The organism is Brachybacterium sp. p3-SID957 (assembly GCF_025144775.1).
GTDB lineage: Bacteria > Actinomycetota > Actinomycetes > Actinomycetales > Dermabacteraceae > Brachybacterium > Brachybacterium epidermidis.
In genome coordinates this window covers 1-17,969 of the sequence record NZ_JALXKT010000063.1, presented here as the reverse complement: position 1 = coordinate 17,969, position 17,969 = coordinate 1, and the positions used below count along the sequence as shown (strand labels likewise).

Sequence of the window (17,969 nt, the reverse complement as noted above, 5' to 3'; positions counted from 1 at the left end):
AGCGGTGCGCTTCTGCTGAGCGCCGGGATGGGTGCTCGATGCCTCCGGGCACGTCCGGTGTGATGGGCCGCACCCGGCCCGCCCTTGTGAGGAGACGTACCGCTCTGGCAGACTGTTCGAGTTGTCTGCGCGGGCCGACATGCCCGGTTCCGTTCTCCGCACGACTCCCGACCCTTCACCACAGCGTGATGCTCGCGGGCCTGGCGGCGAATGATCACCGGATGAGGTCCGTCCCGAGGATGCGAACGATGCTCCCTGCACCGACCGCGCATCGCACGAGGGAAACAGACGCAGACGCAGCCGGAACTCGGCGGCCGCAGGCTGGGCTTGACCGCCCCGCGGAGGCCGACACGCCCGTCCTCGGGTACCGGGGGAGGCCGCATCAATGCCAGACGGAAGAAAAGAGACAGGACGCCATGGCGGGACAGAAGATCCGCATCCGGCTCAAGTCGTACGACCACGAGGTGATCGACAGCTCGGCGCGCAAGATCGTCGACACGGTGACCTCCGCGGGTGCGACGGTCGTGGGCCCGGTGCCGCTGCCGACCGAGAAGAACGTGTTCGTCGTGATCCGGTCGCCGCACAAGTACAAGGACTCCCGTGAGCACTTCGAGATGCGCACGCACAAGCGGCTGATCGACATCGTCGATCCCACGCCCAAGGCCGTGGACTCGCTGATGCGCCTCGATCTGCCGGCGGACGTCAACATCGAGATCAAGCTCTGAGGCAGGTCGAAATGAGCAACGAACTGACGGGACAGCGTGCCCGCGCCGTGTCCGGCGTGCTCGGCACCAAGCTCGGCATGACCCAGGTCTGGGACGAGAACGGAAAGCTCGTCCCCGTGACCGTCGTGCAGACGGGCTCCAATGTCGTCACCCAGGTGCGGTCCGTCGAGACCGACGGGTACGACGCCGTGCAGATCGCCTACGGGCAGATCGATCCGCGCAAGGTCTCCAAGCCCCTCCGGGGCCACTTCGAGAAGGCAGGCGTGACCCCGCGCCGCCACCTCGTGGAGCTGCGCACCACCGATGCCGCTGACTTCACCGTCGGCCAGGAGATCGACGCCTCGATCTTCGAGGCCGGCCAGAAGGTCGACGTGGTCGGCACCTCCAAGGGCAAGGGCCATGCGGGCGTCATGAAGCGTCACGGCTTCGCCGGTGTGAGCGCCTCCCACGGTGCCCACCGCAACCACCGCAAGCCGGGTTCGATCGGCGGCGCCTCCACCCCTGGTCGCGTGTTCAAGGGCCAGCGCATGGCCGGCCGCATGGGCGGCGCCCGCACCAGTGTCCAGAACCTGACCGTTCACGCGGTCGACGCCGAGAAGGGCCTCGTGCTCGTCAAGGGTGCCGTCCCCGGCCCCAAGGGCGGCATCGTGCTGGTCCGCTCGGCTGCCAAGAGCCCCGCGAAGGAGGCCTGAGCCCGATGGCAGAGAACCTGACCGTCGACGTCCTCGACCCGGCCGGCAAGAAGACCGGCACCGTCGAGCTGCCCGCGTCGATCTTCGACGTGCAGACCAACGTCCCCCTGATCCACCAGGTGGTCGTCGCCCAGCAGGCGGCCGCTCGTCAGGGCACCCACAAGACCAAGACCCGCGGTGAGGTCGCCGGTGGCGGCAAGAAGCCGTGGAAGCAGAAGGGCACCGGCCGCGCCCGTCAGGGCTCGATCCGCGCGCCGCAGTTCGCCGGCGGCGGCGTGGTCCACGGACCCGTCCCGCGCGACTACTCGCAGCGCACGCCCAAGAAGATGAAGGCCGCCGCTCTGCGCGGTGCCCTCTCCGATCGCGCCCGCAACGGCCGCGTCCACGTGGTCTCCGCCCTCCTGGAGGGCGAGGTCCCCTCGACCAAGGCCGTGCGCAGCACCCTGGGCCTCGTCTCGGATCGTCGCCACCTGCTGGTGGTCGTGCGTCGCGACGACGACCTCGGCGCGCTGAGCTCGCGCAACCTGCCCATCGCCCACGTCCTGTACGCGGACCAGCTGAACACCTACGACGTCATGCGCAGCGACGACGTCGTGTTCACCGCCGGTGCCCTGGAGGACTTCGTGGCCATGGCGACCCTGTCGCTGCCCACCTCGTCGTTCGCCGAGAAGCGGGCCGCGGCCGCCGCCGTCGCCGAGGCGTCCATCGACGCCGAGGCCCCCGCTCCCGAGCCGGCTGCCGACGCACCGGCCGACGCCCCTTACGGTGAGGGATCCGCGGCCGCTCTGGCCGACGGCTCCGCCCCCGAGGGCTTCACCATCAAGGGCAACGCGGGTTCGATGAAGTTCCACACCGTGGAATCCCCGTGGTACGACCGCACCAAGGCCGAGGTCTGGTTCGCGAGCGAGGAGGCCGCCGAGGCCGCCGGGTTCGTCAACGCCAAGCCGTCCACGGACTCCACTGATGCCGAGGAGGACTCGAAGTGACCTCGCTGAACAAGGATCCCCGCGACGTCCTGCTGGCCCCGGTGGTCTCCGAGAAGAGCTACGGGCTGATGGACGAGGGCAAGTACACCTTCCTGGTGGACGCCCGCGCCAACAAGACCGAGATCAAGATCGCCGTCGAGACCGTCTTCGACGTCAAGGTCGCCTCGGTGAACACCATCAACCGGCAGGGCAAGTCGCGGCGCACGCGCTTCGGCACCGGCAAGCGCAAGGACACCAAGCGCGCCATCGTCACCCTGACCGACGGAGCCATCGACATCTTCGGAGGATCGGTCGCCTGAGCGACCGGTCACCGAGGAGCCGAAGAGAGTCTGAGGGAAAGCCACCATGGCAATTCGCAAGCACAAGCCGACCACGCCGGGCCGTCGCGGCTCGAGCGTCGCCGACTTCGTCGAAATCACCCGCGACACGCCGGAGAAGTCCCTGGTGCGTCCGCTGTCCAAGACCGGCGGCCGCAACAGCAACGGCCGGATCACCTCGCGTCACCGCGGCGGCGGCCACAAGCGGGCCTACCGTGTGATCGACTTCCGTCGTGCCGACAAGGACGGCATCAACGCGAAGGTCGCCCACATCGAGTACGACCCGAACCGCACCGCCCGCATCGCGCTGCTGCACTACACCGACGGCGAGAAGCGCTACATCCTGGCCCCGGCGAAGCTGCGTCAGGGCGACTGGATCGAGAACGGTCCCGGCGCCGACATCAAGCCCGGCAACAACCTGCCGCTGCGCAACATCCCGCTGGGCACCGTGGTGCACGCCATCGAGCTGCGTCCCGGTGGCGGCGCCAAGATTGCCCGCTCCGCGGGTTCGTCGGTGCAGGTCGTCGCCAAGGAGGGCCCGTACGCGCAGCTACGCATGCCCTCCGGCGAGATCCGCAACGTGGATGCCCGCTGCCGCGCCACCATCGGTGAGGTCGGCAACGCGGAGCAGTCCAACATCAACTGGGGCAAGGCCGGCCGCATGCGCTGGAAGGGCAAGCGCCCGCACGTGCGCGGCGTCGTCATGAACCCGGTCGATCACCCGCACGGTGGTGGCGAGGGCCGTACCTCCGGCGGTCGCCACCCGGTGTCGCCCTGGGGTCAGCCCGAGGGCCGCACCCGTCGACCGGGCAAGGAGAGCGACAAGCTCATCGTGCGCCGTCGTCGGACCGGCAAGAAGCGCTGATAGGGAGAACCACAGGACATGCCTCGCAGTATCGCCAAGGGCCCGTTCGTCGACGACCACCTGCAGAAGAAGGTGGACGCCCAGAACGAGAAGGGCACCAAGAACGTCATCAAGACCTGGTCGCGTCGTTCGGTCATCACGCCGGACTTCCTCGGCCACACCTTCGCAGTGCATGACGGCCGCAAGCACGTCACGGTGTTCATCACCGAGTCGATGGTCGGCCACAAGCTCGGCGAGTTCGCTCCCACGCGGACTTTCAAGGGCCACGAGAAGGACGACCGCAAGGGCCGCCGCCGCTGACCCAGGTCAGCCAGGCAGCACGCCCCGACATCCAGAAGAAAGCAGGACAGCAATGGAAGCCAAGGCGCAGGTGCGGCATCTCCGCATATCGCCCATGAAGGCTCGCCGCGTTGTGGACCTGATTCGTGGCAAGAGCACGGCCGAGGCCCTGGACACCCTGCGGTTCGCCCCGCAGGCCGCCAGCGAGCCCGTCCTCAAGCTCGTGGAGTCCGCGATCGCCAACGCCCGGGTCAAGGCGGATCAGTCCGGGGAGCGCTTCGACGAGCGCGACCTGGTGGTCTCCGCCGCCTATGTCGACGAGGGTCCGACCATGAAGCGGTTCCAGCCGCGTGCTCAGGGTCGCGCCTTCCAGATCAAGAAGCGCACCAGCCACGTCACCGTGGTTGTCGCTCCCGTGAAGAAGTAAGGAGTCCCAGTGGGCCAGAAGGTCAATCCGAACGGGTTCCGACTCGGGATCACCACGGAGCACAGCAGCCGGTGGTTCGCCGACTCCACCAAGGAGGGGCAGCGGTACCGCGACTACGTGAAGGAAGACGTCGCGATCCGCAAGCTCATGTCCGAGGGGCTCGAGCGTGCCGGCATCTCCAAGGTCGAGATCGAGCGCACCCGCGATCGTGTCCGCGTCGACCTCCACACCGCCCGCCCGGGCATCGTCATCGGGCGTCGCGGCGCGGAGGCCGAGCGTCTGCGCGGTGAGCTGGAGAAGCTCACCGGCAAGCAGATCCAGCTGAACATCCTCGAGGTCAAGAACCCCGAGGCCGATGCGCAGCTGGTCGCCCAGGGCATCGCCGAGCAGCTCGCCGCCCGTGTGTCCTTCCGTCGTGCGATGCGCAAGGGCATGCAGTCCGCGCAGCGCGCCGGCGCCAAGGGCATCCGCGTGGCCGTCTCCGGCCGCCTGGGCGGCGCCGAGATGAGCCGCAGCGAGTTCTACCGCGAGGGACGCGTGCCTCTGCACACCCTGCGGGCGAACATCGACTACGGCTTCTACGAGGCCCGCACCGCCTTCGGCCGCATCGGCGTGAAGGTGTGGATCTACAAGGGCGACGTCACCGCCAAGGAGCTCGCGGCCCAGCAGGCCGCCTCGCAGGGTCCCCGCTCCGGCGGCCGCGGCCCGCGTGCCGAGCGTCCGCGCGGACGTCGCAACGAGCGCAACGCCGCCCGTCGTGAAGGTGGGGAGCAGCAGGCCGCGGCCTCTGCCCCGGCCGCCGGCGAGCAGGCGCCTGCACAGCAGTCCGGAACGGAGGCCTGAGCGACATGCTGATCCCCCGCAGGACCAAGCATCGCAAGCAGCACCACCCCACCCGCAGCGGCATGGCCAAGGGCGGCACCGATCTGGCGTTCGGCGACTACGGCATCCAGGCGCTCGCGCCGGCCTACGTCACCAACCGTCAGATCGAGGCGGCACGTATCGCCATGACCCGCTACATGAAGCGTGGCGGCAAGGTGTTCATCAACATCTACCCCGATCGACCGCTCACCAAGAAGCCTGCCGAGGTCCGCATGGGCTCCGGCAAGGGCTCGGTGGAGTGGTGGGTCGCCAACATCAAGCCGGGCCGCGTCATGTTCGAGGTCGCCGGTGTCCCCGAGGACGTTGCACGTGAGGCCCTGCGCCTGGCGATGCACAAGCTCCCCATGAAGTGCCGCATCCTGAGCCGAGAGGGTGGTGACATCTGATGGCAGCGACCAAGCTCACCGCCGATGCACTCGACAAGCTGGACGACGCCAAGCTGGCCGAGGAGCTGGCGAAGGCCAAGGACGAGCTGTTCAAGCTCCGCTTCCAGTCCGCGACCGGCCAGCTGGAGAGCTCCGGCCGCCTGCGGTCCGTCAAGAAGGACATCGCACGGATCTACACGATCCTGCGCGAGCGCGAGCTGGGCATCCGTCAGGCGCCCGGCGCCGCCGAGTGACCGCGAAGCGAGGAACTGAGAGATGAACAAGAACGACTCCCAGGTCGAGGAGACCACCGTCGAGCAGGAGGAGCTCGCCAAGGAGGGTGCGCACGCATCGTCCCACGAGCGTCCGTACCGCAAGACCCTGCGCGGCTACGTCACCTCCGACAAGATGGACAAGACCATCGTGGTCGAGGTCGAGGAGCGCGTGAAGCACGCCCTCTACGGCAAGGTCATGACCAAGACAAACAAGTTCAAGGCCCATGACGAGGAGAACACCGCCGGCATCGGCGATCGCGTCCTCATCATGGAGACCAGGCCGCTGAGCGCCACCAAGCGGTGGCGCCTGGTCGAGGTCATCGAGCGGGCCAAGTGATCGGACGGTCCTCGTGACCGTACCCGGGACCTGAGAAGGGCCGGTCTCCCCAGGGAGGCCGGCCCTTCCGCATGCCCCAGCGCTGTCTCGCCGGCCGGCCTCAGCTGTGAGTCAGCAGCACCAGGAGGGCCCCGGCGTAGGCGTCCTCCGCGCTGGGGGCACGCACCTCGCGCTGCGAATCAGAACCGCCGACCTCAGCGGGCTGCCTGCTCCCATCGAGCTGCACGACGTACACCTCGCCGTCGACGGTCGTCTCGCGGCGCAGCTCCCGGAACGCGTCACCGAGGGCGTCGCGCAGCTGGCCCTCGCGCGGGATCCACACCGCCTCGTACTGCTCCACGGAGTCCAGCGCCCATTCGGTGGTGCCGTTGAAGCGGAACACGCTCTGCCCGTGACGGCTGATGCCGCGCTCGATCACCATCGAGGACAGCATGAACGGCTCCTGCCGCAGCAGCTCGTTGTCCACCACGAACCAGTCGCCGTCCGCAGGCTCCCACTCCAACCCTGCATCACGCAGCCGCCGGGCGATGTCGATGTCGATCACAGGCCTGACCTCTTCTCTGAGCGGATGTGGCACCGTCAGCGTACGCGTCGGGCGCGGACCGGCGGCTGCGTGCGCAAGGACACAGGGGATCGGCCGGGCTCCGGTCTTCCGCGGGGAGGGGCGGACCCCGTATGCTTGTCGGGTTGCGCTTCCGCGCTGCCGTCCGGGTGAGTCCGGGCTGGAGCGAGGAGGCTGCGGACGGCAGCGTCCATCCCCCGACGGAGACCTCGCACCGTCCCGCGGATCGGCCGGATTCATCCGGAGGCCCGCGGAGCATGTGCCCGAGTCCGACGGAGGGTTTTTTGATGCCCGCCCTCCGCGCCGACGAACCCCCTCTCGGGGCTCGGCGGGCAGCGGTCCACCATCCGTTCCGCCAGGCTCGGCGCTTCCGCAGTGCGGGGGAGCGAGAACCGGCGAGACGACAGGAGTACGGAGTGATTCAGCAGGAGTCGCGACTCAAGGTCGCCGACAACACGGGTGCCAAGGAGATCCTCTGCATCCGCGTTCTCGGTGGCTCCGGTCGCCGTTACGCCGGCATCGGCGACACCATCGTGGCCACCGTCAAGGACGCCATCCCCGGTGGCAATGTGAAGAAGGGCGACGTCGTCAAGGCGGTCGTCGTGCGTACCACCAAGGAGCGTCGCCGCAGCGACGGCTCCTACATCCGTTTCGACGAGAACGCCGCGGTGATCCTCAAGACCGACGGCGAGCCCCGCGGTACCCGCATCTTCGGGCCCGTCGGTCGCGAGCTGCGCGACAAGCGGTTCATGAAGATCATCTCGCTGGCGCCGGAGGTGCTGTGACATGGCAAAGATGAAGATCAAGAAGGGTGACCTGGTCCAGGTCATCACCGGTCGCACCAGCGATGCCGACAAGGCCGCCGAGCGTGGTCTCAAGGCCGGCGACAAGGGCAAGCAGGGCCGCGTCCTGCAGGTGTTCCCCGAGAGCCAGCGCGTGCTGGTCGAGGGCGTCAACCGTCGCACCCACCACCTGCGTCCCACGCAGGCCGGCGGTGCGGGCGGTATCGAGCAGCGCGAGGCCCCCATCCACGTCTCCAACGTGGCGCTGGTCGACCCGGAGGACAACAAGCCCACCAAGGTCGGCTTCCGCGTCGAGACCATCGAGCTGGAGAACGGCCGCACCAAGCAGACCCGCGTGCGGTACTCCAAGCGCTCCGGGAAGGACATCTGATGACCGAGACTTCCACCCAGGCGCCCACCCCGCGCCTGAAGACCCAGTACCGCGAGACCATCAAGGGCCAGCTCACCGAGCAGTTCGGCTACCAGAACGTGATGCTGGTGCCGGGCCTGACCAAGATCGTCGTGAACATGGGCGTCGGCGACGCCGCTCGCGACTCCAAGGTCATCGACGGCGCCATCAAGGACCTGGCCGCCATCACCGGCCAGAAGCCGCAGGTCACCAAGGCTCGCAAGTCCATCGCGCAGTTCAAGCTGCGTGAGGGCATGCCGATCGGCGCGCACGTCACCCTGCGCGGCGATCGCATGTGGGAGTTCCTGGACCGCCTGCTGTCCACTGCCCTGCCCCGTATCCGTGACTTCCGCGGTCTGTCCCCGAAGCACTTCGACGGCAACGGCAACTACACCTTCGGTCTCACCGAGCAGGTCATGTTCCACGAGATCGACCAGGACAAGATCGACCGCGTCCGCGGCATGGACATCACGGTCGTCACCACCGCGAAGACCGACGACGAGGGACGCGCGCTGCTCAAGCTGCTCGGCTTCCCCTTCAAGGAGAACTGATATGGCCAAGACCGCCCTGATCAAGAAGTCGGAGCGCAAGCCGAAGTTCGCGGTGCGCGCCTACACCCGGTGCCAGCGCTGCGGGCGTCCGCACTCCGTGTACCGCAAGTTCGGGCTGTGCCGTGTGTGCCTTCGGGAGATGGCCCACCGCGGCGAGCTGCCCGGTGTCACGAAGAGCAGCTGGTAAGCACTATCGCCATAGGTCCTTCGGCACTGCCGGAGGAAACCAGGTGAGGAAGAAGCAGACGACATGACCATGACCGACCCGATCGCGGACATGCTGACGCGGATCCGTAACGCCTCCGGGGCGTACCACGAGACCGTGTCCATGCCGTATTCGAAGTTGAAGAGCCGTATCGCCGACATCCTGAAGTCCGAGGGATACATCGTCGACTGGCGTGAGGAAGACGCCGAGGTGGGCAAGAACCTGATCCTCGTGCTCAAGTACTCCGACAGCCGTGAGCGCGCCATCTCCGGTGTGCGTCGTATCTCGAAGCCGGGTCTGCGCGTGTACGCGAAGTCCACCAACCTGCCCAAGGTCCTGGGAGGCCTGGGCGTGGCGATCCTGTCCACGTCCTCCGGTCTGCTGACCGACAAGCAGGCTGCCAAGAAGGGTGTGGGTGGGGAAGTCCTCGCCTACATCTGGTGAGCGGGGGAGGAGAACCACAATGTCCCGCATCGGACGCCTGCCGGTCGCAGTGCCGGCCTCTGTCAAGAACGTGAGCATCGAGGGGAACCTGGTCACCGTGACCGGCCCCAAGGGCGAGCTGCAGCACGAGATCCCTGCCCCCATCACCGCTGAGCGCGGCGAGGACGGCAGCATCGTGGTGAGCCGCCCCGACGACGAGCGCGAGAACAAGGCCCTGCACGGCCTGACCCGCACTCTGATCAACAACATGGTCCTCGGCGTGACCGAGGGCTTCACCAAGAAGCTGGAGATCGTGGGCACCGGTTACCGCGTGACCGCGAAGGGCACGGACCTGGAGTTCGCGCTCGGCTTCTCCCACCCCGTGGTGGTGAAGGCCCCCGAGGGCATCACCTTCGCCGTCGAGTCGCCGACCAAGTTCTCGGTCAGCGGCATCAGCAAGCAGCAGGTGGGCGAGGTCGCCGCGAACATCCGCAAGATTCGCAAGCCCGAGCCCTACAAGGGCAAGGGCGTGCGCTACGCGGACGAGGTCGTGCTGCGCAAGGCCGGAAAGGCTGGTAAGTGATCATGGGTTACGCACTCAAGCACACCAAGGGCGCGCGTGGCAGCAAGCTGCGCTACCGCGGTCGCCGCCACCTGCGCGTGCGTCGCCGCGTCGTGGGCACGGCCGAGCGTCCCCGCCTGGTCGTCACCCGCTCGCAGCGCCACGTGTTCGTCCAGGTGGTCGACGACTCCCTGGGCCGCACCCTGGCGTCGGCCTCCACCATGGAGGCCGATCTGCGCGGCACCACCGCCACCAAGTCGGACAAGGCCCGCACCGTCGGCGCCCTGATCGCCGAGCGGGCGAAGGCAGCGGGCATCGAGTCCGTCGTGTTCGACCGCGGCGGGAACAAGTACCACGGCCGTGTGGCCGCCGTCGCCGACGGTGCCCGCGAGGCCGGCCTGGCGCTGTGATCGCCCCCCGGACACAGGACGAGAAGAGGATCTGAACATGGCTGCACAGCAGCGAAGCAACGGTCCCGCGGCCTCCGGCCGACGGGGCGGGAACACCGGGACCGGACCGGAGTCCGGCTCCGAGGACCGCAACCAGCGCGGCGGACGCCGCGACGATCGCGGCGGTCGCCGCGGTGAGGGCCGCGGTCGCGGCCAGGACGCCGAGAAGTCGGCGTTCCTCGAGCGCGTGGTGAGCATCAACCGCGTCTCCAAGGTCGTCAAGGGCGGCCGGCGCTTCTCCTTCACGGCCCTGGTGGTCGTGGGTGACGGCGACGGCACCGTCGGTGTCGGCTACGGCAAGGCCAAGGAGGTGCCGGCGGCGATCTCCAAGGGTGTCGAGGAGGCGAAGAAGAACTTCTTCCGCGTTCCCCGCATCCAGGGCACCGTCGTGCACCCGGTCCAGGGTGAGGACGCCGCGGGCATCGTCCTGCTGCGCCCCGCCGCTCCCGGTACCGGCGTGATCGCGGGCGGCCCCGTCCGCGCCGTCCTCGAGTGCGCGGGCGTCCAGGACGTGCTGTCCAAGTCGCTCGGCTCGACCAACGCCATCAACATCGTGCGGGCCACCGTCGATGCCCTGAAGCAGCTCGAGGAGCCCGAGGCGGTGGCCGCTCGTCGCGGCCTGTCCGTCGAGGAGGTCGCCCCGGCCGCCCTGCTGCGCGCTCAGGCAGAGGGTCGCGCCGCGGCCCGCGCCGAGAAGGTGGGTGCGTGATGCAGCTGAAGGTGACCCAGGTCCGTTCCGACATCGGCGGTACCAAGTCCCAGCGGTCCACCCTGCGCGGCCTCGGCCTCAAGCGCATCGGTGACACCGTGGTGAAGGAGGACCGCCCCGAGATCCGCGGCATGATCCGCGCCGTCACTCACCTGGTGACGGTCGAAGAGGTGGACTGACAATGACTGAGAACAACAAGGCCGACAGCACCGAGCAGAGCCTGCTCAAGCTGCACGACCTGCGCCCGGCGCCCGGTGCCAAGACCGCGCGCACCCGCGTGGGTCGTGGTGAGGCATCCAAGGGCAAGACCGCAGGTCGTGGCACCAAGGGCACCAAGGCCCGCTACCAGGTGCCAGCTCGCTTCGAGGGCGGCCAGATGCCGCTGCACATGCGCCTGCCGAAGCTGCGCGGCTTCACCAACCCCTTCCGCGTCGAGTACCAGGTCGTGAACCTGGCGACCCTGCAGGAGCTGTTCCCCGAGGGCGGCGTTGTCACGGTCGAGGACCTTGTCGCCAAGGGCGCTGTGCGCAAGAACCAGCCCGTCAAGGTGCTGGGCACCGGTGATGTGAGCGTCAAGCTCGACGTCACCGCACAGAAGTTCTCCGCCTCGGCGGAGCAGAAGATCACCGCGGCGGGTGGGTCCGTCACCACCGCGTGAGTCTCTTTTGACGGGGCACCGTGGCGCAGAATAGCCTGTGCCGCGGTGCCCCGTCCCTGTTTCGTCGGGGCCGGTCCGCACGCCACCGGGCGCCGCCGGCGCACGCAAGGCAGAGGACGGGCGTGACCGATGGTCCGCGTCCCCGGACCTCCAGGAGGAATCTGGTGAACTCGTTCGTGCGCGCACTGCGCACCCCCGAGCTGAGGGCGAAGATCTTCTTCACCCTCGGCCTGATCGCGATCTACCGGCTCGGGGTGTTCGTCCCCACGCCGGGGTTCGAGTACACCAACGTGATGATCTGCGCCGACCAGGCGATGACGGGTCAGGGCGCCGGCGTGATGGGCATGGTCAACATGTTCTCCGGCGGCGCGCTGATGCAGCTGTCGATCTTCTCGCTGGGGGTGATGCCGTACATCACCGCCTCCATCATCGTGCAGCTGCTGCGCGTGGTGATCCCGCGCTTCGAGGCCCTGCACAAGGAGGGCCAGGCAGGCACCGCCAAGCTCACCCAGTACACGCGCTACCTCACGATCGGCCTGGCCGTGCTGCAGGCCACGACCATCATCACCCTGGTGCGCTCCGGGAACTTCTTCGTGGGTTGCGCCCTGGAGCTGGTGCCGGACCAGTCCGTCCCCACCCTGCTGCTGATGGTGCTGACCATGACGGTGGGCACCGTGCTGATCATGTGGATGGGCGAGATGATCACCGAGCGCGGCATCGGCAACGGCATGTCGCTGTTGATCTTCACCTCGATCGCGGCCTCGTTCCCCGCCGCGATGGGCACCATCTTCCAGACCCAGGGCTGGATGACCTTCACCCTGGTCATCCTGGTCGCGCTGGTGGTCATGATCGCCATCGTCTTCGTGGAGCAGTCCCAGCGCCGCATCCCCGTGCAGTACGCCAAGCGGATGGTGGGCCGCCGCATGTACGGCGGCACCTCGACCTACATCCCGATCAAGGTCAATCAGGCCGGCGTCATCCCCGTCATCTTCGCCTCCTCCATCCTGGCCCTGCCGCAGATGGCCACGTCCTTCGGCGACCCGAACGCCGCCTGGGTGCAGTGGATCAACGAGCACCTGGTGATGGGCTTCTCCTTCTCGTGGGTCTACGCCCTGGTGTACGTCTCGCTGATCATCTTCTTCGCGTTCTTCTACGTGTCGATCACCTTCAACGCGGAGGAGATCGCCGACAACATGAAGAAGTACGGCGGCTTCATCCCCAACGTGCGCGCCGGCAAGCCCACCGAGCGCTTCCTCACCTACGTGATCAACCGGATCCAGACCCCCGGTGCCATCTACCTCGCCCTGATCTCGCTGATGCCGCTGATCGCCATGGTCTACCTGGGCACCTCGCAGGACTTCCCGCTGGGCGGCGTGTCCGTGCTGATCATGATCGGCGTGGGTCTGGACACCGTGAAGCAGATCGACGCGAAGCTCCAGCAGCACCACTATGAAGGGATCCTCCGGTGACCACCCCCGCACAGTCCTCCCACGTCGACGCCCCGGCTGCGCGCCGGCTGCTGATCGTCGGCCCGCCCGGCGCGGGCAAGGGCACCCAGGCCGCCCGCATCGCCGAGGCGCTCGACATCCCCGCGATCTCCACCGGCGACATCTTCCGCGCCAACGTCTCCGGGCAGACGGCGCTGGGCGTGCTGGCGAAGTCCTACATGGACAAGGGCGAGTACGTGCCGGACTCGGTCACCAACGACATGGTGCGCTCGCGACTGGCCGAGGACGACGCCACCGGCGGGTTCCTGCTGGACGGCTACCCCCGCACCCTGTCCCAGGTCGATGCCCTCGATGCCGTGCTCACCGATCTCGGTGCCTCACTCGACGCGGTGCTGCTGCTCGAGGTGGACAACGACGCGGTGGTCGAGCGCCTGGTGGCGCGTGGGGCCGAGCAGGGCCGCAGCGACGACACCGAGGAGACCATCCGCCGTCGCCTCGAGGTCTACGCCGAGCAGACCGCCCCGCTGATCGACGTGTACGAGCAGCGTGGCCTGGTGCGTCGCGTGGACGGCATGGCCTCGATCGACGAGGTCACCGCCTCCCTGCTGGACGTCCTGGGAGCGCCCGCCTCCCGATGAGCATGCTGCGCCGGGAGCGGGTGGAGCTGAAGACACCCGAGCAGATCGCCGTGATGCGGCGCAGCGGGATGCTGCTGTCGCAGGTGCACGACATGCTGCAGGAGGCGATCCGCCCCGGGATCACCACCGGTGAGCTGGACGCCCGCGCCGAGACGATGATCCGCGAGCACGGCGCCACGCCCAACTTCCTGGGCTACCACGGCTTCCCGGCCTCGCTGTGCATCAGCCTCAACGACGTGGTGGTGCACGGCATCCCCGGCGACCAGGTGCTCGAGCAGGGCGACGTGGTCTCCATAGACGCCGGTCTGATCATCGAGGGCTGGCACTCCGATGCGGCCCGCACCCACATCGTGGGCGCCCCGCGCCGACAGGCCGACGAGGACCTGGTGCGGATCACCCGCGAAGCCCTGTGGGTCGGCATCGCGGCTCTGGCCACCGCCGATCGGGTGGGGGACATCGGCGCCGCGATCGAGGACTTCGTGAATGCGGTGGCGGGGGATGCCCTCTCCCACCTCGAGGACTTCGGCGGCCACGGCATCGGCTCCGCGATGCACCAGCCGCCGGAGGTGATGAACTACCGCACCCGCTCCCGCGGACCGAAGGTGCGCCCGGGCATGTGCCTGGCCATCGAGCCGATGCTGATCCAGGGCCCCGGCGACTGGCAGCTCGAGGACGACGACTGGACCGTGCGCGCCACCGGGGGAGGCCGCGCCGCCCACTGGGAGCACTCCGTCGCGGTCACCGAGCACGGCATCCTGGTGCTGACCGCTGCCGACGGCGGGCGCGAGGAGCTCGCCGCTCGCGGCATCACCACCGCACCGGATCCCCTGCTCGCGTGACCGGGGTCATCCTCGGCACCCCTCGCTCATCCCGCAGGCACCGTGTAGGCTGGTCGATCGGGTGTGCTCCGTGATGAGCGCACGCGAAGCGCGGCTGCAGACGATGTGCAGCGCCCTGGAGACCCCGGTCGCGGGCACCCGCGCTCGTGTGCCGCAGACGGGCTCACCATCGCAGACCACCGTACTCGCCGCGCGGGTCCGAGGTGTGCGTTCCAGGAATGCGGAACTCGGTCACCGTGACAGCGGTGCGAGAGATTGGGGAGGCATGGCCAAGAAGGACGGCGTGATCGAGGTCGAGGGCACGGTCACGGAAGCGCTCGCGAACGCGCGCTTCCGCGTCGAGCTCGACAACGGGCACAAGGTGCTCGCGCACATCTCCGGGAAGATGCGCCAGCACTACATCCGCATCCTTCCCGAGGACCGTGTGGTCGTCGAGCTGAGCCCCTACGACCTCGACCGGGGCCGCATCGTCTACCGCTACAAGTGAATCGTCCCGGGAGAAGGAAGCTATGAAGGTCAAGCCGAGCGTCAAGCCGATCTGTGACAACTGCAAAGTGATCCGTCGCCATTCGCGCGTCATGGTCATCTGCTCGAACCCCCGTCACAAGCAGCGCCAGGGCTGAGCGGGGCGATCCGTTCGCCCCGGCCCCTGCCGTGACAGCCGCGATGCGGCAGCCCTGAGCGGCACGCCCGGGACACCGGGCACACACAACAGAAGAGTCGACACCACCGGCCACGGCCGGCCACCCGCAGACGGAGGCTGCGGCGCCGGGGGCAGAACCCCTGCGAGGTGTCGGATCAGGCCTCCGGAACAGTAGGAGAGAACTGCACATGGCACGTCTGGTTGGAGTCGACCTCCCGCGCGAGAAGCGCCTCGAGGTCGCCCTGACGTACATCTTCGGCGTGGGCCGCACCCGCGCCCAGGAGACCCTGGCCGCGACCGGCGTCTCCGGCGACAAGCGAGTGCGGGAGCTGAGCGACGACGAGCTCGTCAAGCTCCGCGACCACATCGAGGCGAACTACCGGATCGAGGGCGATCTGCGCCGCGAGGTGGCCGCCGACATCCGCCGCAAGGTCGAGATCGGCAGCTACGAGGGCCTGCGCCACCGCCGCGGCCTGCCGGTGCGCGGTCAGCGCACCAAGACCAACGCCCGTACTCGCAAGGGCCCCAAGCGCACCGTCGCCGGCAAGAAGAAGGCCCGCTGATCCAGGGCACCTGCCCTGGGCACAGCGTGTCCCGCCCCCACCGACACCTGCAGTCACTTCGCGCCGCCGAGGGATCCGGCGCACCGATCACCTGAACTGAGGAGTTCCGCCTCATGGCAACCAAGACCCGCCAGACCGCGTCGCGCAAGCCGCGTCGCAAGGACAAGAAGAACGTCGTCAACGGCCAGGCTCACATCAAGAGCACCTTCAACAACACGATCGTCTCGATCACCGACCCCACCGGTGCCGTGATCTCGTGGGCCTCCGCCGGCCAGGTCGGCTTCAAGGGCTCGCGCAAGTCCACCCCGTACGCCGCGCAGATGGCCGCCGAGGCCGCTGCGCGCCGGGCGCAGGAGCACGGCCTGAAGAAGGTCGACGTGTTCGTGAAGGGCCCCGGCTCCGGCCGTGAGACCGCGATCCGCTCGCTCACCGCGACCGGTCTCGAGGTCGGGTCCATCCAGGACGTCACCCCGCAGCCGCACAACGGCACCCGCCCGCCGAAGCGCCGCCGCGTCTGAGGCTCCTTCTCGCGGCGGGCCGTCCTGCCCCCGCCCGACGGAGCGTCACCCCCCTGGCGCCGGCGGCGAGACCGCCCGTCGCCGCACCTGGACCACTCACCTCGCCCCTCGCCCCCTTCTGAGCGTCATATGGCGGACGCTCGCCGAAAGGACTCACAGTGCTCATTGCACAGCGCCCCACGCTGACCGAAGAGGTCGTGTCGGACAATCGCTCCCGGTTCGTGATCGAGCCGCTCGAGCCCGGCTTCGGGTACACGCTGGGTAACTCCCTGCGTCGCACCTTGCTGTCCTCCATCCCCGGTGCTGCGGTCACCTCGATCCGCATCGACGGCGTGCTGCACGAGTTCAGCACCGTCCCCGGGGTCAAGGAGGACGTCACCGAGATCATCCTTAACATCAAGAACCTCGTGGTCTCCTCGGAGAACGACGAGCCCGTGGTGATGTACCTGCGCAAGGAGGGTGAGGGCAGCGTGACCGCCGCCGACATCACCCCGCCCGCCGGCGTGGAGATCCACAACCCCGAGCTGCACATCGCGACCCTGAACGACAAGGGCCGCCTGGAGATCGAGCTGATCGTCGAGCGCGGTCGCGGCTACGTCTCCGCCTCGCAGAACAAGTCGGCGGACGGCGAGATCGGCCGCGTGCCGATCGACTCGATCTACTCGCCGGTGCTCAAGGTGACCTACAAGGTCGAGGCCACCCGTGTCGAGCAGCGCACCGACTTCGACCGTCTGATCGTCGACGTCGAGACCAAGCCCGCCATCTCCCCGCGCGATGCCGTGGCTTCGGCCGGCAAGACCCTGGTGGAGCTGTTCGGTCTGGCCCACGAGCTGAACCAGGAGGCGGAGGGCATCGAGATCGGCCCCTCGCCCACTGATCAGGCGATCGCTGCCGACCTCGCGCTGCCGATCAACGACCTCAACCTGACGGTGCGGTCTTACAACTGCCTCATGCGCGAGGGCGTGCACACGGTCGGCGAGCTGACCGCTCGCTCCGAGGCCGACCTGCTCGACATCCGCAACTTCGGGCAGAAGTCCATCGACGAGGTCAAGGCGAAGCTGGCCGAGCTCGGCCTGTCGCTGAAGGACTCCCCGGCCGGGTTCGACCCGTCGGCTCTGGACTCCTACTCCGACGACTTCGGCGACCAGTACTGACCCTCATCTTTTTCTAGGAGAACGACCATGCCTGCACCCACCAAGGGAGCGCGCCTCGGAGGTTCGCCCGCGCACGAGCGGATGATCCTCGCCAACCTCGCCACCGAGCTGTTCCGCCACAAGGCCATCACCACCACCGAGTCGCGTGCCAAGCGGCTGCGCCCGGTGGCCGAGCGCCTGGTGACCTTCGCCAAGAAGGGCGACCTTCCCGCTCGCCGCCGCGTGATGCGCACCATCCGCGACAAGGGCGTGGTGTACACCCTGTTCGAGGAGATCGCCCCGACCTTCGCCGAGCGTCCCGGTGGCTACACCCGCATCACCAAGATCGCGCCGCGCAAGGGCGACAACGCTCCCATGGCCGTGATCGAGCTGGTCCAGGAGGCATACTCGCCCAAGCAGGCCGTGGTGAAGGAGGCCGAGGGCGCCGCCAAGAACGCCGCCAGGGCCGAGGACACCGCCGCTGAGGAGACCGTCATCGACGAGTCCGCCGCGCAGGATCCGGCCGAGGGCTCCGAGGAGATCGTCGACGCCGATCTCGCGGACAAGTCCGAGGACGAGTCCAAGGCCTGAGCCAGGACCGCACCGAGGAGGGGGGGGCGCCGGGGGGGTCCCCGCGGCCCCCCCGGCGGGCTGCGCCGGGGGGGGGGGGGGGCCGGCCGGCCACCGGGCCCAGGCGCACGTGCGCGGCACCTCCGGCCTGCCGCAG

At 68.5% G+C, this 17,969-nt stretch carries 31 protein-coding genes; 30 read left to right on the top strand and 1 reads right to left on the bottom strand.

Annotation, left to right across the window (positions count from 1 at the left end):
• Nucleotides 1-416: 416 nt before the first annotated feature.
• From rpsJ to rpsQ, 11 genes are read left to right on the top strand one after another with little or no spacing between them, the layout of a single operon-like run.
• Nucleotides 417-725 carry a 30S ribosomal protein S10 gene (gene rpsJ / locus M3B01_RS12255; protein WP_010550334.1) on the top strand — a complete coding sequence of 103 codons (309 nt, stop codon included), beginning with the start codon at nucleotides 417-419 and terminating at the stop codon, nucleotides 723-725.
• A gap of 11 nt (nucleotides 726-736) precedes the next feature.
• A complete protein-coding gene (rplC, locus tag M3B01_RS12250) occupies nucleotides 737-1,417 on the top strand; it encodes a 50S ribosomal protein L3 (protein WP_193864432.1) in 681 nt (226 codons plus the stop codon).
• Nucleotides 1,418-1,422: 5 nt separating this feature from the next.
• The gene (gene rplD, locus M3B01_RS12245; RefSeq protein ID WP_193864433.1) at nucleotides 1,423-2,403 is read left to right on the top strand and encodes a 50S ribosomal protein L4; all 981 of its coding nucleotides are present in this window, start codon (nucleotides 1,423-1,425) and stop codon (nucleotides 2,401-2,403) included.
• Complete coding sequence (rplW, locus tag M3B01_RS12240; protein ID WP_193864434.1) at nucleotides 2,400-2,702, top strand: 50S ribosomal protein L23; 303 nt, start codon at nucleotides 2,400-2,402, stop codon at nucleotides 2,700-2,702. The genes rplD and rplW overlap by 4 nt, the downstream gene beginning before the upstream one ends.
• Nucleotides 2,703-2,748: 46 nt before the next feature.
• A complete protein-coding gene (gene rplB, locus M3B01_RS12235) occupies nucleotides 2,749-3,585 on the top strand; it encodes a 50S ribosomal protein L2 (protein WP_193864435.1) in 837 nt (278 codons plus the stop codon).
• 18 nt (nucleotides 3,586-3,603) lie between these two features.
• Entirely contained in the window at nucleotides 3,604-3,885 is a 282-nt protein-coding gene (rpsS, locus tag M3B01_RS12230) for a 30S ribosomal protein S19 (RefSeq protein WP_193864436.1), read from the top strand.
• A 52-nt stretch (nucleotides 3,886-3,937) separates the two neighbouring features.
• Nucleotides 3,938-4,291, top strand: a complete 354-nt coding sequence (gene rplV, locus M3B01_RS12225; RefSeq protein ID WP_259792432.1) for a 50S ribosomal protein L22 — start codon at nucleotides 3,938-3,940, stop codon at nucleotides 4,289-4,291.
• 9 nt (nucleotides 4,292-4,300) lie between these two features.
• Complete coding sequence (gene rpsC / locus M3B01_RS12220; RefSeq protein WP_259792430.1) at nucleotides 4,301-5,134, top strand: 30S ribosomal protein S3; 834 nt, start codon at nucleotides 4,301-4,303, stop codon at nucleotides 5,132-5,134.
• A gap of 5 nt (nucleotides 5,135-5,139) precedes the next feature.
• Entirely contained in the window at nucleotides 5,140-5,559 is a 420-nt protein-coding gene (gene rplP, locus M3B01_RS12215) for a 50S ribosomal protein L16 (RefSeq protein ID WP_193864439.1), read from the top strand.
• Nucleotides 5,559-5,792: a 50S ribosomal protein L29 gene (gene rpmC / locus M3B01_RS12210; protein WP_193864440.1), complete on the top strand. Its 234-nt coding sequence runs from the start codon at nucleotides 5,559-5,561 to the stop codon at nucleotides 5,790-5,792. The genes rplP and rpmC overlap by 1 nt, the downstream gene beginning before the upstream one ends.
• Before the next feature lie 22 nt (nucleotides 5,793-5,814).
• Entirely contained in the window at nucleotides 5,815-6,150 is a 336-nt protein-coding gene (gene rpsQ / locus M3B01_RS12205; RefSeq protein ID WP_259792427.1) for a 30S ribosomal protein S17, read from the top strand.
• 100 nt (nucleotides 6,151-6,250) lie between these two features.
• Here rpsQ and M3B01_RS12200 read toward each other — a convergent pair whose 3' ends face one another.
• On the bottom strand, nucleotides 6,251-6,694 hold the full coding sequence (locus M3B01_RS12200) for a hypothetical protein (protein WP_259792424.1): 444 nt from the start codon (nucleotides 6,692-6,694) through the stop codon (nucleotides 6,251-6,253).
• 434 nt (nucleotides 6,695-7,128) lie between these two features.
• On the opposite strand from M3B01_RS12200, the gene rplN reads away from it, so the two are divergent.
• The 19 genes from rplN to rplQ all read left to right on the top strand — a co-directional run bounded on the left by rplN (nucleotide 7,129) and on the right by rplQ (nucleotide 17,833).
• Complete coding sequence (rplN, locus tag M3B01_RS12195; RefSeq protein ID WP_017824531.1) at nucleotides 7,129-7,497, top strand: 50S ribosomal protein L14; 369 nt, start codon at nucleotides 7,129-7,131, stop codon at nucleotides 7,495-7,497.
• A 1-nt stretch (nucleotide 7,498) separates the two neighbouring features.
• Nucleotides 7,499-7,885, top strand: coding sequence for a 50S ribosomal protein L24 (gene rplX / locus M3B01_RS12190; RefSeq protein ID WP_228018422.1), 387 nt, complete (start codon nucleotides 7,499-7,501; stop codon nucleotides 7,883-7,885).
• Nucleotides 7,885-8,454 carry a 50S ribosomal protein L5 gene (rplE, locus tag M3B01_RS12185; RefSeq protein WP_193864443.1) on the top strand — a complete coding sequence of 190 codons (570 nt, stop codon included), beginning with the start codon at nucleotides 7,885-7,887 and terminating at the stop codon, nucleotides 8,452-8,454. Before rplX ends, rplE begins: the two co-directional genes overlap by 1 nt.
• Before the next feature lies 1 nt (nucleotide 8,455).
• The gene (locus M3B01_RS12180) at nucleotides 8,456-8,641 is read left to right on the top strand and encodes a type Z 30S ribosomal protein S14 (protein WP_010550318.1); all 186 of its coding nucleotides are present in this window, start codon (nucleotides 8,456-8,458) and stop codon (nucleotides 8,639-8,641) included.
• Nucleotides 8,642-8,704: 63 nt separating this feature from the next.
• Nucleotides 8,705-9,103 (top strand): 30S ribosomal protein S8, encoded by a 399-nt coding sequence (gene rpsH / locus M3B01_RS12175; RefSeq protein ID WP_193864444.1) that lies wholly within the window; start codon nucleotides 8,705-8,707, stop codon nucleotides 9,101-9,103.
• A gap of 19 nt (nucleotides 9,104-9,122) precedes the next feature.
• The gene (gene rplF / locus M3B01_RS12170; protein ID WP_193864445.1) at nucleotides 9,123-9,665 is read left to right on the top strand and encodes a 50S ribosomal protein L6; all 543 of its coding nucleotides are present in this window, start codon (nucleotides 9,123-9,125) and stop codon (nucleotides 9,663-9,665) included.
• Nucleotides 9,666-9,667: 2 nt separating this feature from the next.
• Nucleotides 9,668-10,054, top strand: a complete 387-nt coding sequence (gene rplR / locus M3B01_RS12165; RefSeq protein WP_193864446.1) for a 50S ribosomal protein L18 — start codon at nucleotides 9,668-9,670, stop codon at nucleotides 10,052-10,054.
• Nucleotides 10,055-10,091: 37 nt separating this feature from the next.
• Nucleotides 10,092-10,802 carry a 30S ribosomal protein S5 gene (rpsE, locus tag M3B01_RS12160; RefSeq protein ID WP_193864447.1) on the top strand — a complete coding sequence of 237 codons (711 nt, stop codon included), beginning with the start codon at nucleotides 10,092-10,094 and terminating at the stop codon, nucleotides 10,800-10,802.
• Nucleotides 10,799-10,981 (top strand): 50S ribosomal protein L30, encoded by a 183-nt coding sequence (gene rpmD, locus M3B01_RS12155; protein ID WP_311199662.1) that lies wholly within the window; start codon nucleotides 10,799-10,801, stop codon nucleotides 10,979-10,981. Before rpsE ends, rpmD begins: the two co-directional genes overlap by 4 nt.
• Nucleotides 10,982-10,983: 2 nt before the next feature.
• Nucleotides 10,984-11,460, top strand: a complete 477-nt coding sequence (gene rplO / locus M3B01_RS12150; protein ID WP_259792422.1) for a 50S ribosomal protein L15 — start codon at nucleotides 10,984-10,986, stop codon at nucleotides 11,458-11,460.
• 164 nt (nucleotides 11,461-11,624) lie between these two features.
• Complete coding sequence (gene secY, locus M3B01_RS12145) at nucleotides 11,625-12,929, top strand: preprotein translocase subunit SecY (RefSeq protein WP_259792420.1); 1,305 nt, start codon at nucleotides 11,625-11,627, stop codon at nucleotides 12,927-12,929.
• The gene (locus M3B01_RS12140; RefSeq protein WP_259792418.1) at nucleotides 12,926-13,546 is read left to right on the top strand and encodes an adenylate kinase; all 621 of its coding nucleotides are present in this window, start codon (nucleotides 12,926-12,928) and stop codon (nucleotides 13,544-13,546) included. Before secY ends, M3B01_RS12140 begins: the two co-directional genes overlap by 4 nt.
• The gene (gene map, locus M3B01_RS12135) at nucleotides 13,543-14,385 is read left to right on the top strand and encodes a type I methionyl aminopeptidase (protein ID WP_259792417.1); all 843 of its coding nucleotides are present in this window, start codon (nucleotides 13,543-13,545) and stop codon (nucleotides 14,383-14,385) included. The genes M3B01_RS12140 and map overlap by 4 nt, the downstream gene beginning before the upstream one ends.
• A 265-nt stretch (nucleotides 14,386-14,650) precedes the next feature.
• Nucleotides 14,651-14,872: a translation initiation factor IF-1 gene (gene infA, locus M3B01_RS12130; RefSeq protein WP_010532507.1), complete on the top strand. Its 222-nt coding sequence runs from the start codon at nucleotides 14,651-14,653 to the stop codon at nucleotides 14,870-14,872.
• 22 nt (nucleotides 14,873-14,894) lie between these two features.
• A complete protein-coding gene (rpmJ, locus tag M3B01_RS12125; protein ID WP_010532506.1) occupies nucleotides 14,895-15,008 on the top strand; it encodes a 50S ribosomal protein L36 in 114 nt (37 codons plus the stop codon).
• Nucleotides 15,009-15,216: 208 nt separating this feature from the next.
• The gene (rpsM, locus tag M3B01_RS12120) at nucleotides 15,217-15,591 is read left to right on the top strand and encodes a 30S ribosomal protein S13 (RefSeq protein ID WP_193864452.1); all 375 of its coding nucleotides are present in this window, start codon (nucleotides 15,217-15,219) and stop codon (nucleotides 15,589-15,591) included.
• Nucleotides 15,592-15,704: 113 nt separating this feature from the next.
• Nucleotides 15,705-16,109 (top strand): 30S ribosomal protein S11, encoded by a 405-nt coding sequence (gene rpsK / locus M3B01_RS12115; protein ID WP_193864453.1) that lies wholly within the window; start codon nucleotides 15,705-15,707, stop codon nucleotides 16,107-16,109.
• Nucleotides 16,110-16,267: 158 nt separating this feature from the next.
• Nucleotides 16,268-17,263, top strand: coding sequence for a DNA-directed RNA polymerase subunit alpha (locus tag M3B01_RS12110; protein ID WP_193864454.1), 996 nt, complete (start codon nucleotides 16,268-16,270; stop codon nucleotides 17,261-17,263).
• A gap of 27 nt (nucleotides 17,264-17,290) precedes the next feature.
• Entirely contained in the window at nucleotides 17,291-17,833 is a 543-nt protein-coding gene (gene rplQ / locus M3B01_RS12105; RefSeq protein ID WP_259792413.1) for a 50S ribosomal protein L17, read from the top strand.
• The last annotated feature ends 136 nt before the right edge of the window (nucleotides 17,834-17,969 follow it).